Source organism: Dyadobacter endophyticus (genome assembly GCF_014641595.1).
Classification (GTDB): Bacteria; Bacteroidota; Bacteroidia; order Cytophagales; family Spirosomataceae; genus Dyadobacter; species Dyadobacter endophyticus.
The window spans coordinates 17,524-32,740 of the sequence record NZ_BMIA01000007.1 but is presented as its reverse complement, the minus strand read 5'-3'; the positions used below and the strand labels follow the sequence as shown (position 1 = coordinate 32,740).

The window sequence follows — 15,217 nt, the reverse complement described above, 5'->3', positions numbered from 1 at the left end:
ATTTTGGTTTCAAGAAAGTTACAGTATTGCATGGACTATATCAAGAGAAAATGGCTTTTTTCAAAGCCTTTTCGGGGCAGAAATCAATGTTTTTCGATCAGGGAAGTATGTTTGGTATCCCTCATTTTGACGTATACTATAAGCGAAGCGAAAATGCAGATCGTCACATACCAATAGTACCACGTTTCATGTCCCAGGTTTTTGGCCCACAACGCCAGGTATTCGGCCGTGCCGCCAAACACCGCCACTGCAATGGAGTAGGGTAATCCTACGCCCAGCGCACGCACCTCCACGGGAAATAATTCGGCCTTCACGACCGCATTGATGGACGTATAGCCGCTGACGATGATTAAGGCGGCCATCAGAAGCCCGAACGCCGACCACATTTCGGTGGTATGGCTCAAGGTGGTGAGTAGGGGATAAGTGAAAATGGTTCCTAAAACCCCGAATGCGATGAGCAACGGCCGACGACCTATGCGATCGCTGAGCGCCCCGAAAACCGGCTGCAAAGCTGCAAAAATGAATAGTGAGCAAAAAGTCAGTATGGTCGACTGGTATTTCGTGAGCCCGACGGTATTCACCAGGAATTTCTGCATATAAGTGGTGTAGGTGTAAAATGCAAGCGTGCCGCCGGAAGTGAGGCCTATTACCACTAAAATGGCCTTGGGGTGCTTCATAAGCTCTTTCAGCGAGCCTTCTTTTTTTACTTTCAGGTCTTTGGATTGAAAAGCTTCCGTTTCGTTCAGGTGAGCGCGGAGGTATAGTGCCACCAACGACAGCAATGCCCCGATTATAAACGGAATGCGCCAGCCCCAGTCGTGCATTTGCTGGTCGGTGAGGAAAATATTTTGCAAAATCAGTTGCAAACCCAATGCGATCAGCTGCCCGCCGATGAGTGTTACATATTGGAAACTTGAAAAAAAGCCGCGCCTTTCTTCGGTAGCTACTTCGCTAAGATATGTGGCGGAAGTGCCGTATTCGCCGCCGACGCTGAGGCCTTGGAGCAACCGGGCTATTAAAAGCAGCAGCGGTGCCGCAATTCCAATACTGTTATAGCCGGGCAGGAATGCGATCAGCAGTGAGCCCAGCGACATCAGCAACACCGATACCGTCATGGCCACTTTGCGTCCGCGGTTATCCGCCAGTTTTCCAAATACAAAACCGCCGATCGGCCGCATCAGGAAACCCACTGCAAAAATTCCCGCTGTATTGATCAGCTGGACAGTCGGGTTCGAATCGGGGAAGAATGTGCCGGCGAAATAGAGAGAAAAGGCGGAGTATGCATACCAATCGTACCATTCGACGAGGTTACCTGCCGATCCGCCGATAATGGCTTTGAGGCGCCAGCTGGTGTCGTCTTTTTGTAAAGTTTGCTCCATAAATCGGGATAGGTTTTCCCAATTTACTTAAATAAAGTGCAAATCCACGCAGCCGCGTGCTCCACCAGGCGTGTATGGCCGCTTTTTAGTTCAATGTATTGCTTTTCAGGAAGTAGCTCCGCCAGCTTTCGAACGGCTTTGGGTTTGAGCAGGCTGTCATAAATTCCTGCGAAAAGGTAAATCGTCACCTGATTGGCACTCGCTGTTTTGATCAATGCCGGAATATCAAATCTCAGATTCCGGAATGCCACCCAGGAGCGGTAAATGGTTTGCCGTTTTTCGGGGGTATTTAAAACCTGTTGCGTAAATCTAACAAGGCTTTTGCTGGCTAGTTTCAGGGTTTGTGCTACTTGTACACCGGGGAAAAACACGCCGGGATGCCGCATCAGCCAGCCGTAAATCCACCGTGCGGGCGGAACGCGCGTCGCGAGCGTGTACATGGGATGTTCGGAAACGCCGTCAGGCGCGATCAGGAATGCATTATCGATATTTTCCGGAAATGCTTCCAGCGTTGCCAATGCAAAGCGGCCGCCGATGCTGAAACCGGTAATGTCGAAGCGGGTAATGTTGTTTTCTTGAAGGAAATGCTGAATGCTTTGTTTCCATTCGGTTTTTGAAATGACTTCGAATGGTGCATCGCTATGCTGACCGTGGAAGGGGAGATCGAATGCGTAGATGGTATAATGTATGCCGAGAGAGGCGAGGATTGGAGCGAAGCATGAGGAACCATCTTGCCCAATTCCGTGGAATGCGAGGAGAATGCGCTGGCCTGAGCCGAGTTGAGCGTATGGAATTTGGGACGTCAAATTTACCAGCGGATTACAATATCGTATGACGAGAAGTTAGAATCCCGCGTGAGCACTTCATAATTCTCTTCGATACTTTGAGCGATAATAAGCCGGTCGAACGGATCTCGATGAAAAAAATCGAGCTTACTTAGCCGCAAGGTGTGGGAAAGTTTAATAGGTAAAATAGTGATGTTACTCTGCGATAAATCGAAAAGAAAATCTTCAAGTGACTTGGCGAGTTTAAGTTTTTCCAAACTTACCTTAATCGCGATCTCCCATATCGATGCGATGCTTACGTATTTCCGGCTTCCCGTTTCTTCAATAATGTTTCTGGCTTCTTTTGATAGCGTCGGATTGCCTTCCAAAAACCATAATAAGGTGTGTGTATCAAGCATGTATTGCATTACATATATTCTTTAAAGTCTTCTAGCGGTTCATCGAAATCATCAGAGATGATGAATGTCCCCTTCATCATCCCGAAACGTAGCGGCTTTTTGGGAGAATCGTTTTCTGCATATTTTTGAAGAAGGAAATCAATATAACTATCCAATTCTTCTTTCAGGTTTTCCGGTAATTCAGAAACCTTCTTTAATAGTTCGGTATCGCTCATAATCATTGCTTTATATGAGTAAGTTACAACAAAACAAAAAGACCTCCAAACGCCCTGCTCATTGAAACAGCCGTTTGAGAGGTCTTTTAGAGTAACCTTAGGCTTCCATCAAATAAGCCTTGATGAACGCATTAATATCCCCATTCAGTACCGCTTCGGTATTCGAAGTCTGGTAATCGGTTCGGTGGTCTTTTACGCGGCGGTCGTCGAGGACGTAGCTGCGGATTTGAGAGCCCCATTCGATCTTGCGCTTGGAAGCTTCCACTTCGGCGCGGGCCGAGTTGCGCTTTTCGAGCTCGATCTGGTACAAACGCGATTTCAGCAAGCGGATCGCCACCTCTTTGTTCATCAGCTGTGAGCGCTCCTGCTGGCAGGCGATGATAATGCCCGACGGCTTGTGATGCAAACGTACCGCGGTTTCCACCTTGTTTACGTTCTGCCCACCGGCGCCGCCCGAGCGGTAAGTGTCCCAGGTGATGTCGGCGAGGTTGACGTCGATCTCGATGTTGTCGTCCGCAAGCGGGTACACATACACCGACGTAAACGAAGTATGCCGGCGTGCATTCGAGTCGAACGGCGAAATGCGGACGAGGCGGTGTACGCCATTCTCCGATTTCAGGTTACCGTAGGCATATTCGCCGTCAATTTCGAGCGTTACGGATTTTACTCCGGCCACATCGCCATCCTGCAAATCCACCTGGCGGACTTTATAACCATTCTTTTCCGCCCACATGATGTACATCCGCATGAGCATCGAAGCCCAGTCCTGCGACTCGGTTCCACCTGCTCCCGCATTGATTTCGATCACGGCAGGTAATTCGTCGCCTTCTTCTCCCATCATTTTTCTGAACTCGATTTCGTCCAGTTTGTCAGAGAGCTTTTTGCCTTCTTCGTCGACCTCTTCTTCGGTGGCCTCGTCGGCCTCATAAAATTCCCAGATCGTGTCCAGATCGTCGCGCAGGCGGGCAAGTTCTTCGTATCCGTTGGTCCAGAATTTCAGACCGCGGATTTCTCTCATCACCTTTTCCGCACGCGTCGAATCGTTCCAGAATTCGGGTTGAACAGTCTGCTGTTCAAGTTGTGCTAGCTGTTGTTTTCGGTTAGCGTAGTCAAAGATACCTCCCCAAAGCCTCTACACGGGCTTTCAAGTCTTTCAATTGCTCTGCAGTCATTGAATTTTTTGAATTTAAGTTTGAAAAATACTTTACTGTTAGTCAGGTAATTATGTCCCTGTTGTCTTGATAGTTACGGTATTGTCACCCTGAGCGGAGTCGAAGGGCGTGAACGATGTCGCATTTACCCTTCGACTTCGCTCAGGGGGACAGCGTACCTAAACCGTTTCATTTGTAAATCAGAACTTACATTCACAAAGGTAGAACAATTAACCATAACGGTCTGTTTCACTTAAATAGGCCGAAGTTCAGATGTAGGCATTCTGGCAAATCGTCTTAACTTTGCGTCAAAATTTTGTCAACCCATTTCGTACAATAAAAATACCGGAAAATGGCTCAAACATATGATGTGATTGTAATTGGTAGCGGCCCTGGGGGTTATCCCGCGGCCATTCGTGCTTCCCAATTAGGACTTAAAGTTGCTATTGTTGAAAAAGAAAGTTTAGGAGGGATTTGCCTTAACTGGGGCTGTATCCCAACCAAAGCGCTCCTGAAAAGTGCTCAGGTATTTGAGTACATCAAGCATGCAAAAGACTATGGTATCAATGCAACTGAATACGCCGCTGATTTCGGTGCGGTGATCAAACGCAGCCGAGGCGTGGCCGATACCATGAGCAAAGGGGTGTCGTTCCTGATGAAAAAGAACAAGATCGACGTCATCATGGGTGCTGGGAAAGTAAAAGGCCAGAAAACGGTTGAAGTAACTGATAAGGATGGCAAAAAGACCGATTACAGCGCTTCAAAAGGGGTAATCATCGCGACCGGCGCGCGCGCGCGCGAGTTGCCGAACATCAAGCTCGACGGACAGAAAATCATCGAATACCGCAAGGCGATGAGTCTTGAAAAACAGCCGGCATCCATGTTGGTAATCGGTTCGGGCGCGATCGGAATGGAGTTTGCTTATGTCTATAACTCAATGGGAACCAAGGTTATCGTGGTGGAATTCCTCCCTAATCTGGTTCCGGTTGAAGACGAAGAGATTTCAAAAGAGATCGCGAAGCAATACAAAAAGATCGGTATCGAAACTTTGGTCAACTCTTCGGTTGAGAAAGTGGATACCAGTGGCAAAGGCTGCAAAGTGACTGTTAAGACGCCGGAAGGTGAGAAAACGTTCGAAGTTGATGTAGTGCTTTCGGCAGCAGGTATCGTTTCAAACATCGAAAATATCGGTCTGGAAGAAACAGGTATCAAAACCGATAAAGGCAAAATCGTCGTAAACGAGTGGTACGAAACCAGTGTTCCCGGCTTCTACGCGATCGGCGACTGTACCCCTGGCCAGGCATTGGCACACGTGGCAACTGCCGAAGGAATCATTTGCGCAGAGAAAATCGCAGGTCACAAAACCGAAGCATTGGATTACGGCAACATTCCTGGATGTACTTACTGCCAGCCTGAAATCGCATCGGTAGGTCTTACCGAGAAAAAGGCGAAAGAGGCGGGTTACGATATCAAAGTTGGTAAATTCCCATTCAAAGCCTCTGGTAAGGCGGTGGGAGCGGGCGTTACCGACGGTTTCGTAAAAGTAATTTTCGACGCGAAATACGGCGAATTCCTCGGAGCCCATATGATCGGCGCGAACGTAACCGAAATGATCGCTGAGGTGGTAGTAGCCCGCAAGCTGGAAACTACTTCCCACGAAATCATGCGCGCGATCCATCCGCACCCAACCATGTCGGAAGCACTGAAAGGCGCAACTGAGGCGGCATACGGTGAGGCGATCGATTTGTAAGCAGGACCGCCGATCGCTGACGACTGACCGCCGAGTGGCAGCCGTCTGCGTTCGAAATATGATCATGGCAATGCCCGGGAGGTTTTCCCGGGCATTGTTGGTTTTGGGGAGTTAAAGGAATTGAATTAAATTTATTGAAAACACCTGCTCAACTTCCATGTCTGCCGGCGTATTCACCAAGCAATATTCTGAAAACCTCGAAGCGCTTATTCACTTGAATGGCGTGGCGGAAAAGCTCTATCGTTCGAATCCAAGAAACAAAAACAAGCATTCGATGGACATTAGCAGTGAGGTCGTTTTGCAGCTCTTGAAAAGTTTAAACCAACATCAGGTTCAATATCTCTTGGTGGGAGGTATGGCTGGGGTGGTTCATGGGTATATAAGAACGACACTGGATATGGACCTCTGGATAGGTAATACCCGTGAGAATACCGAAGCATTTGTACAAGCATTGCTGGCAAACGATTTCGACGGCATACCATTCCGCGTGATTCATTTGCGAGATCTCATTAAGGAGAAAAAAGCATCGGCAAAAAAGAAGGATCTTGCCGATGTAGAAGAATTACAGCGTATTTGGGAAGAACAATGGTCACTTCACCTTCTGCCTTCTCTGCATCGCCTCCCGCCAGGTCGTCAGCACAATCCCTTCCTTCTCAATATACTTCCGCAATTCCGGGTCGATCATGGCTAGGAAATCGCCTTCGCGGGTGGGCCACGAGTCGGAGATGTGGGGAAAAACTTCGGTGTGGATGGTACAATGCATGATCACCATTGTGAGCCCGGGTTTCAGTTTGCCGATCGCTTCAATGTACTTGGCAGTTTTGTATTTCTGTAATGCTTTTTCGGATTTGTCGCCGTTTTCGGGGCCTTTCCAGCCGTAGCTGCTGTTTTCGAGGTCGTCGAGTACGGGTAATCCGGCTGCCCAGAGTTGCTTTCCAACGTTTTGGGTCATTTCGAAGCGTTCCGCAATCATTTTTTCCTCTCCCTTAATGGCCGTATTATGGCCGCCAGGGAACATTACCGGAATCTTTTCCTGCATTCCCACTTTTAAATATCGTTCTAAAAACTCCGGCGTCGCGAAAAGCGTGCCCATGTGAGAGTCGAGGTGTGTGGGCTCGAAACCCATTGTGCGTGCGCGTTCCAATTGCGCGCGGATTTCGGTTTCCACTTCGTCGGGCGATGCGTTTTTGACAACGTCTGCCACGCTCCGCCATAATGCGCCTTCGGAATCGGTGAGGCCTTTGACATTGGTTTTACCCGCCAGCGGGCCCCAGCGGTAGTCCTTCCATTCGGAGGTCATCGTCAAATGCAGGCCGGCGTCGATATCTTTATTCTCTTTCCAGTAATGCACAAACCCCGGTACCCAGCCGCAGGGCATCATTACGCTCAGCGAGTTCGCAACGCCTTCGCGAATAGCTTTGATGGCACCTTGATTGGATTCATAGGACATTCCCACATCGTCGACGTGGATGATGAGCACCTTTTTGCCTTTGGGATAACCCAGTTTTTCGGCGTAGGTAGGTTCGGTTTGGGCGACTGATTGCAGGCAGGGTAGAATGGCTAGCAGGAACAGTAGTTTTTTCATAAACAAAATCGTTATTGGATGAAGCTGGAAGTCTGCGAATTATACACTGCAATTGTGAATTCGGGCTATGTGGGTTGCTAGGGATTCGATTTATAAAACAGTACACCACTTCCATAGAAATCATCATCATTACTGGATGAAAGTATCCTGAATACCATTTTATAGTTTGCTTGTGAAAGAATGAGAGAATCCTGTGGTAGTTCTACACTCTCGTTACCATAGACGGCCTGCAATGCTCTGACTTTTTCAACGACATTCCAGGTTACTACCTGTTTATTTCCACGGAAAATAGCCAGGACCTTGCCCGAATCCTGCTTTACGACTTCGATTTTGCCATCGCTAATCGTATCATTGTCGATGCCATCTATGAAAATCATACGGTCAAATCCGGAAATGGTAGCACCGGAGATGTCACGGGAAGTCTGGGATGAAAAGCTCATATACCGTGCCTCGTTATCGGTTTTCATGGCAATTGCGTAGCGGTCCAGCGTATTTTCCATTATTGAATAGTGCTGGCCGTCGCGTTTCTCTCCTTGTTTTACGCCCGCAAAATAAGGTTCAAGGCCAGGTAATTCTCTGTCCCTGAAAAACCGGATAATGGACATGAGTTGTTGACGATCCTCTACGGTGACTGTTTTCTTTTGAGCCAAATGCCTACTGGCGTCCAGCATTTGGTTTTTCGAAAGTATGTGCTCAAACTGTTTTAGCTGGCTGTCCCTGGAAACCAGAAAGATATTCCAGGGGCCTATCGGAAGCAGCAGGCACAAAACAGACAGGGAAATAGGAATCCATCGGATATCATCACGTTTTCCTGACAAAGAATAAAAAGTAATTGCGGATAGCCATAATGCCAGCACCGCGACAATGTAGCGGTTTTCGGTAACCCCGTAGTCGTCGATGCGTCGGAATATGCCCGTAAAAAGCAACACGATCAGGGGAAGTAGGGCCAGATAATACCTCCGCCCAAATATTTTCAGCCAGCGCTCCTCCGTATTTTGGCGCAGTGGATAAAGGAGCAGCAATGCAAAAATTCCAGCAACTGAAAATGCGAGAACGAGGTAAGCGACGCGTCCTTGGGGAAGCTGCCATTGAGTGACAATTTTCCCGACGTAAGCATATAAAATGACCAGATATACAACCTCGAGGGGCAGGAGCACATATTGGGTAAATACTTTTAATCCATGCGGATAATCGGAATGGACCTCATCGGGTTTCGGGATTTTACTCAGGAAAAAGATCGTGTGAAAAAAGCAGGATACGATTAGAAATAAGTCTATTTCGATAAAGAACCGGGATTCTATTCCAAATAAGTATTTGACCGTTTCCACCGCAATGAGAAGACCGACATAAAGGGTCGCGGAGTACAATGTGGCATTCAGGAATTGGATGAATAGCGTTTTGTTGAATTGCCAGAACCCGTCTTTGTCGTTGGTGCCGATAAATGGTGCATAGGAAACCAGCAAATGGGCGCCGGCTAAAAAAATGAAGAACCGGTAAGCTCCACTCTGGTTCAACGTCTTATCCATTAACCAATAGTAAACGGCAAGCACGAGTACCGTCGATGCAATCAACGCGGGCTGAACGTAAGGTTTCCAGTTGTGCCGTTCACCTGAAAGGCGAATTGCCAGAATGAGGGGAAGTGCGAGTGTAGCTATAAAGGACAGTTGTGTCAGCTGGTTTCGCACGGCGCTTTCTTCATGAGGCATTTCGACGAGCATGATGAAGATGATAGTCTTTATCAAGGCGATTAGTGCGACTTCTTTGTAGCGAAGCGTCGTTTCAATCAAGCTGTCGCCCAATGTTTTGAGAGAAGGGAATTTGATCATGGCCAAATAGACTATTTGAATAGTGCATAAATCAACAAATATTTTCCCAAAATTCTGATAGTCCCGATTGCACAATAGCGCTTGGTTTTTCGCGTTATTTGCCAACATTTTAACGCATCCCCTAACTTTCCTGAATGGCTAACTCGCGCAACCTGTTAACCTGTCTGCTCCTGTGCCTGATCGTTCCTGCACATGCCCAGCACTTTTCTCTAAGTCGCTTATTTTACCCGAATCTGACGCTCAAAGCGGATTATAATGTCCCGGCGAGTCTCGACGGGACGCGGGAGTATGGCGTTTCAAGGACAGGTTTTTTCGGGATCATACCTTTGCAGAGCGAGGTGCAGCTCGGTTACAGCCTGCGTAAAAAGTTTGATCTGAGAGCTGTACACACAGTCGCCATCGCCCAGTACACACAAATACAGCCCACTTTCGATGGTAAGAATGATCCAGCCAACGGCTATAAAACGTTATCCCTCGGGGTGATTCGTTTGCAGGCGAGCATTAAGGACAGGCTTTGGGTGTATGGCGGCGGCTTGGGGATGACGGAGAGTAATGAGACGTTTTTCAGCCCGCAGCCGTTTTTCTGGGGCGGTGCGGCAAGAATGCACATTTTGGGGCTTCGTACCCAGTTCATGTATGGTTCGGTGCTGGCTTATAACCAGAAGCTGCGTTTTATCCCGGTATTTGGGGTAAATAAGGGGTTGGGGAAACACTGGCGCGTGTCCGCATTGCTGCCGTTTATGGTAAATGCGAATTACAAGGCTACCAAATGGTTCAATGTCGATTTCCTGGCGGGGCTGAGCGGTTACAGCGGCGGGTTCCAGGTGCAGACACCGGAGGAAAAAGCATTGCGGCGCGAGAATTACCGCCAGATCAAAACCGGCGTTGCTGCCAATGTACATCTGTTTTCGGTGCTGAATGTGTCGGTGGAAGCTGGTGTGACTACTTTCCGGCAATTGCGCACATTCAACAGCGCCCGTGAAAACCTTACCTCGTACACACCCGCAACCACGCCTTACATAGGTGCGAGCGTGCGCTACATCACGAGCCGGTCGCGGCTGTCGTCCCGATTTACACGAAGAATGGGTCTCGGAGAAGGTGGCATCAATTGGTAGCTACACGAGCTTTTGGGCTTCCGATTTCAACAATGCCTTATCGATAGGAACCACTCCGACCATTTCACACACCAGTCCGCCGCCAAGATTAGAAATAGCTGCCACGCTTTTCGGCGGAAGGCCTAATGCCACGCAGCACGCGGCAATGCTGATTACCGTATCGCCTGCACCGGAAACGTCGGCGATCTGACGAATGTGTGCCGGAAGCTTGTGGGTTTCATTATTAAAATCAATAAAAACGCCTCTTTCCGACAAAGTGATCAATGCGCCTTTTGCTTGGAGCGAATCTTTCAAATGCTGAACCGTTGTTTTCAGTTCTTCGAGGTTATCCACATTGAAATCCAATTTTAAACCTTCGCGGAGCTCTTTCAGGTTAGGTTTGAAAAGTGTGACGTGGTTATAGGCCAGAAAATTGCGCTTTTTTGGGTCAACAACGGTCGGGACGTTGTTCGCGTTGGCAAATGCGGTGATCTCAGCGATAGATTCGGGCGTGAGTACGCCTTTGTCGTAATCTTCAAATATGATGACTTGGCAGGATGGGATCAGCTCCTTGGCTTTCGCAATCAGTTTTTCAGTTTCTGATTTGGAAACCGGTTTGTCGGTCTCGGTATCGATGCGGACAACCTGTTGCGATCCGGCGATAATGCGTTCCTTAATAGTAGTAATGCGGTCGTCGCTGCGGATCAGGCCTTCGCAGTTCAATCCTTTTTCTTTCAGACTGTTTTCGAGGAGGTCGCCGGGGCTGTCGGTGCCGATTACCGAGCAGATAATGGCCTCTGCACCCAATGATTGTACATTCAGCAGCACATTGCCCGCGCCGCCCAGCCGGTATTCCCTTTTTTGAACATTGACCACCGGTACGGGTGCTTCCGGAGATATTCTTTCAACTTTTCCCCAAACATAGGAATCGAGCATCACATCGCCGATTACCAGTACTCGAAGGGTATCAAATGCTTCAAAAACCTGATCGATTGTCATGTAGTTATGTGCTAAAATTGCCAGATCTGCTATTAAAAATCAGACTTTGGCAACAAAATGCAGGCTGGTAACCTGAAATCTTTTATTGAGATAGAGCCGGTGCGCGTCGGTTCGGGCCGCATTTACGCCCGAATCGAGGTGGATTTCATTGAATCCTTCTTTTTGCGCGTAATCCGCGATCCAGTCGAGCAGCTTTCCTGCATAACCTTTGCCACGTTGCGTCGGCAAAGTCGAAAGATCGTCGATGTAGATGTATTTTCCACGAAAAAGATTGTAACCGGTTTCAAAAACGGCTACTGCGGCGGCATCGGGGTTGCCATCTTCGATGAAAATGATTTGCCGGTTATCGGCGAGGGTTTGCCTGACGGCTTCCGTATAAATGTCGTCGGTCAACAATGGCCGCAGCGCCTGGATGGCGCCGCGGCATTTGAGAATATCGGCATCGTTTTGGACGGTTTCGATCGTCATACCCCTTTGTTATGTCCTACGATGGTCAGATTATTCAGGCTGTGGCCCATTTTATCACGCTTGGTGAGCAGGTATTTTTCGTTGTACGGGTTAGCCGGGATTTCGATGGCTACCGAATCCACAATTTCAAGGCCATAACCGATCAGTCCGGCGCGTTTCTTGGGATTATTGGTAATGAGCTTGATTTTAGTCAGTTCGAGGTCACGCAAGATTTGTGCGCCCACGCCATAATCGCGATCGTCCATCGGGAAGCCGAGTTCAAGATTGGCTTCCACGGTATCGCGGCCCATTTCCTGCAATTTATATGCCCTTAATTTATTCAAAAGACCGATTCCGCGACCTTCCTGGTTCATATAAACGATCACACCTTTACCGGCCTGGTCTACCATTTCCATGGCAGCGTGCAGCTGAGGGCCGCAGTCGCAACGGCAGGAACCGAAGATATCGCCTGTAACGCATGACGAGTGTACGCGTACGAGAACCGGCTCGTCTTTTTCCCAGGTCCCTTTCACCAATGCAAGGTGCAGGTCGCCGGTGTTGATCTGCCGGTAGGCGATCAGGTCGAAATGGCCCCATTTAGTAGGCATATCCACCCCGATCTCCCGCTTGATCAGCGATTCTTCGCGGAGACGGTATTCGATGAGGTCTTTGATGCTGACAAGTTTCAGATTGAAGCGGTTGGCGATCTCACGCAGCTGAGGCAGGCGTGCCATCGAACCATCTTCGTTTAGAATCTCAACCAAAACACCGGCAGGCGACAGTCCCGCCAGACGCGGAAAATCGATCGCAGCCTCGGTATGGCCGGTGCGGCGAAGCACTCCGCCTCTTTTGGCTTTCAACGGGAAAATATGCCCGGGGCGGCCCAGATCTGTGGGCTTTGTATCTTTGCTTACAAGTGCCTGGATGGTCTTGGAGCGGTCGCTGGCCGAGATACCAGTGGTACAGCCATGCCCGAGCAGGTCGACAGAAACCGTGAATGCGGTTTCGTGCAGGGCGGTGTTGTTGCCCACCATCATTTCCAGTTCGAGTTCGGCGCAACGCTCTTCGGTAATCGGCACGCAGATGAGCCCGCGGCCTTCCCTCGCCATAAAATTGACTATTTCCGGCGTTACCAGCTCGGCAGCGCAGATAAAATCACCTTCGTTTTCACGGTCTTCGTCATCTACAACGATGATAAGCTCCCCTCTTTTGATTGCTTCGATGGCGTCTTCGATAGAGTCCAGCGCAATCGGGTTAGTATTGTTACTCATTAATCGGGTTAATGAAAAAATAGTTTTAAACTAAAACTCGTTTTTACTCTGCAAAGGTACGTTGATAATGTCGAAAGTTCTATTTTTGGACATCCGTCACAAATTGAACAAAGGATTTGCATGATCCGTTTCAATGGGGCAACCCGCATCAGCGCACCCGGCGGAACCTACTTTACTCACTATGAAACATAAGCTACTGACCCTATTTCTTTTCAGCATCTTTTCGCTTGTTATTCAAGAAGTTTCAGGTCAGGGCGCTGGTGCAAGGACAGGGGCTACTCAGAGCTTTTGTGGAACTACGGGAGCATTTACCGTAACACCGGAAGTCGGTTGCGCACCGATGACGGTCAATGTAAAAAACCTGGTACCGAAACCTGAGAGCCTTACATACGCTTTCCGTTTCGATCGCAGCCAGAATTCCCCTCCTAATATCAGCGAAACAACGCAGGATTCCACCTTCACCTATCAGGAACCTGGCACCTACACGATCCTGCAATACGGGAGTGTCAAGGATGTGGCCGGGTTCAGCTTGTGCAAAGATGTGACCGTAAAAGAAACCCGCGGGCCCCAGGCTGAGCTTGTAACGTGTCCCAACGGCAAGGTGAGGGTTACGCTCGGGGACGATCCTATTACCAAAGCATATGATGTGGTGACGATCAACTGGGGTGACGGGAGGACGCAGAATGTCAATCTAAAAACAAATTCCACTGCTTTTTTCGAGCATACCTACGCGTCGGGCAACAGTGTGCCGGCCATTACATTGAAAGGTTCTTATACCAACAGTGTGTGTACCACGGAATCCAATTCGACCACCTTGGCGGCGGACGCGCCGCAATCGCTGGCCGGTATCCGCATCAGAAGCGTTGAAATGCCTGCAAGCAATGGCGATGCGAAGCTTATATATGATGGAATGGAAGGTATTGAGACCAAAGTTTACATTGCCAGGGGAAACGAAGAATTCATTTATACCAATCAAAGCGGGCAGACTGGCGGCGCTCAATCTGCAACCGTGCCTCAGCTGGATCCGAAAGTAGTTTACCGGTTTCAGCTCTGGTCGACCGACATTTGCGGGAATGTAATAAAAAGCCCGATCGTGAGCAGCATTGCGATCAAACAGGGAAGCCTGTCGCTCGATGAAATCATTTCACTCGAATGGGAGAGCGAACCCAATACCAATGGCCTGGTAGAGTATCAGTTGAAACGCAACGGAGCTGTAATTTTCAACACTTCGGACAAGCTTTCGTATGAAGATACGGATGTCAAATGCGGTAATACTTACCAATATGAGATCGTTGCGATTGTAGAGAACGACGTCCGCTCCTATTCGGCGCCTATCAGTCTGGAACCCAAAACCTCGTCGCCGGGCGATATTGCCAGTGCGCTGGTTACTGTTAAGGACGACAATACCATCGCTACCAGAGTGGAGCTCTCGGGTGAGGGGCTCACGAGCACTTATAATCTGATCGTGGAGCGCGCATTACTGGGTAGCTCGAATTTCGAGCTGGTTTCGCCTGCGGGTAACCAGAGCTTGCAATGGGACGATACGAATGTAAGTGCTTCGCAGAACTCGTATTGCTACCGTTTCCAGTATGAGAACGCGTGTAAAATGAAATCGCCGTCGTTCAGCACGCCGGTTTGTTCTATTTTGCTGACTGCCAATACGCCCGACATTGTCTGGACTTCGGATCCGCCGTTCACAGGCAACATCGAAACGTATAGTTTACAACAAGTGGACCAGGGTGGGAACGTGATCGATGCAATGCCGAAAGGCCTTTCAACCAGCCATACGCTCGACCTCGCATCCCAATCCGAGTTTGGATACCGTATTGAGGCTAAATCCGGGAACTTCACGAGTTTATCCAACCTGTTGAATTTCAGAAGTGAAGCGATTCTTCTCGTTCCCGATGCATTTACACCGAATGGCGACGCTTACAATGAGCGCTTCGAGGTGAAGGGATATTTTATCAAGGATTTCAAAATGTCGGTTTTCAGCCGCTGGGGGGAGGTGATTTACCATACCGACGACATCGCCGAAGGCTGGGATGGGAACGTGAAGACCGGCAAAGCGCCGGGCGGTTATTACCTCTATAAGATTGAAGCGACCAACGCTACTGGCCAGACTATGGTCAAAAATGGGAGCTTTCTGCTAATAAGATAGGATTTTTCTAAGACAATTTCTCACGGGATAATACTTTTTTAATATGCCCGTTTAATAGGTACGCTCAATTGCCACCCCTAAATAGCTTATTTTTGCTATTGCATTTTCTGAATTCGTTAAGATTCCCGGAAACTTATTGTTTTATCTATCGTCTTTGAA

The 15,217-nt window shown here is 48.7% G+C and carries 14 protein-coding genes; 4 read left to right on the top strand and 10 right to left on the bottom strand.

Annotation, left to right across the window (positions count from 1 at the left end; translation table 11 throughout):
• Positions 1-83 precede the first annotated feature (83 nt).
• From IEY24_RS30420 to prfB, 5 genes are all read right to left on the bottom strand, one after another.
• Complete coding sequence (locus tag IEY24_RS30420) at positions 84-1,379, bottom strand: MFS transporter (RefSeq protein WP_188939069.1); 1,296 nt, start codon at positions 1,377-1,379, stop codon at positions 84-86.
• A gap of 23 nt (positions 1,380-1,402) precedes the next feature.
• Positions 1,403-2,185, bottom strand: a complete 783-nt coding sequence (locus IEY24_RS30415) for an alpha/beta fold hydrolase (protein ID WP_188939068.1) — start codon at positions 2,183-2,185, stop codon at positions 1,403-1,405.
• Positions 2,186-2,187: 2 nt separating this feature from the next.
• On the bottom strand, positions 2,188-2,562 hold the full coding sequence (locus tag IEY24_RS30410) for a type II toxin-antitoxin system VapC family toxin (RefSeq protein ID WP_229223364.1): 375 nt from the start codon (positions 2,560-2,562) through the stop codon (positions 2,188-2,190).
• Between the two features lie 8 nt (positions 2,563-2,570).
• A complete protein-coding gene (vapB, locus tag IEY24_RS30405; protein WP_188939066.1) occupies positions 2,571-2,777 on the bottom strand; it encodes a type II toxin-antitoxin system VapB family antitoxin in 207 nt (68 codons plus the stop codon).
• Positions 2,778-2,874: 97 nt separating this feature from the next.
• Positions 2,875-3,949 (bottom strand): peptide chain release factor 2 gene (gene prfB / locus IEY24_RS30400; RefSeq protein ID WP_188939065.1). Its coding sequence is split into 2 segments (ribosomal slippage): positions 2,875-3,888 and positions 3,890-3,949, totalling 1,074 coding nucleotides; the frame shifts between segments, so codons are not numbered across the junction.
• A gap of 331 nt (positions 3,950-4,280) precedes the next feature.
• On the opposite strand from prfB, the gene lpdA reads away from it, so the two are divergent.
• Both lpdA and IEY24_RS32875 read left to right on the top strand, forming a co-directional pair.
• A complete protein-coding gene (gene lpdA / locus IEY24_RS30395) occupies positions 4,281-5,678 on the top strand; it encodes a dihydrolipoyl dehydrogenase (protein ID WP_188939064.1) in 1,398 nt (465 codons plus the stop codon).
• Positions 5,679-5,835: 157 nt separating this feature from the next.
• Positions 5,836-6,369, top strand: a complete 534-nt coding sequence (locus IEY24_RS32875; RefSeq protein ID WP_229223363.1) for a hypothetical protein — start codon at positions 5,836-5,838, stop codon at positions 6,367-6,369.
• Here IEY24_RS32875 and IEY24_RS30385 read toward each other — a convergent pair.
• Together IEY24_RS30385 and IEY24_RS30380 are read right to left on the bottom strand one after the other, a co-directional pair.
• Positions 6,268-7,263, bottom strand: coding sequence for a polysaccharide deacetylase family protein (locus IEY24_RS30385; RefSeq protein WP_188939063.1), 996 nt, complete (start codon positions 7,261-7,263; stop codon positions 6,268-6,270). The two genes, IEY24_RS32875 and IEY24_RS30385, sit on opposite strands and share 102 nt — an antisense overlap.
• A 77-nt stretch (positions 7,264-7,340) precedes the next feature.
• Entirely contained in the window at positions 7,341-9,089 is a 1,749-nt protein-coding gene (locus IEY24_RS30380; protein ID WP_188939062.1) for a DUF4153 domain-containing protein, read from the bottom strand.
• A 134-nt stretch (positions 9,090-9,223) separates the two neighbouring features.
• Here IEY24_RS30380 and IEY24_RS30375 point away from each other — a divergent pair, with 134 nt between their 5' ends.
• Positions 9,224-10,204 carry a hypothetical protein gene (locus IEY24_RS30375; RefSeq protein ID WP_188939061.1) on the top strand — a complete coding sequence of 327 codons (981 nt, stop codon included), beginning with the start codon at positions 9,224-9,226 and terminating at the stop codon, positions 10,202-10,204.
• Here IEY24_RS30375 and IEY24_RS30370 read toward each other — a convergent pair whose 3' ends face one another.
• Genes IEY24_RS30370 through IEY24_RS30360 form a run of 3 tightly spaced genes read right to left on the bottom strand, consistent with a single transcriptional unit; the run spans position 10,205 to position 12,900 of the window.
• Complete coding sequence (locus IEY24_RS30370; RefSeq protein ID WP_188939060.1) at positions 10,205-11,182, bottom strand: bifunctional heptose 7-phosphate kinase/heptose 1-phosphate adenyltransferase; 978 nt, start codon at positions 11,180-11,182, stop codon at positions 10,205-10,207.
• 39 nt (positions 11,183-11,221) lie between these two features.
• On the bottom strand, positions 11,222-11,650 hold the full coding sequence (locus tag IEY24_RS30365; RefSeq protein WP_188939059.1) for a GNAT family N-acetyltransferase: 429 nt from the start codon (positions 11,648-11,650) through the stop codon (positions 11,222-11,224).
• Positions 11,647-12,900, bottom strand: coding sequence for a bifunctional 3,4-dihydroxy-2-butanone-4-phosphate synthase/GTP cyclohydrolase II (locus IEY24_RS30360; protein WP_188939058.1), 1,254 nt, complete (start codon positions 12,898-12,900; stop codon positions 11,647-11,649). Before IEY24_RS30360 ends, IEY24_RS30365 begins: the two co-directional genes overlap by 4 nt.
• A 181-nt stretch (positions 12,901-13,081) precedes the next feature.
• Here IEY24_RS30360 and IEY24_RS30355 point away from each other — a divergent pair, with 181 nt between their 5' ends.
• Positions 13,082-15,058, top strand: a complete 1,977-nt coding sequence (locus tag IEY24_RS30355; protein WP_188939057.1) for a T9SS type B sorting domain-containing protein — start codon at positions 13,082-13,084, stop codon at positions 15,056-15,058.
• Positions 15,059-15,217 lie beyond the last annotated feature (159 nt).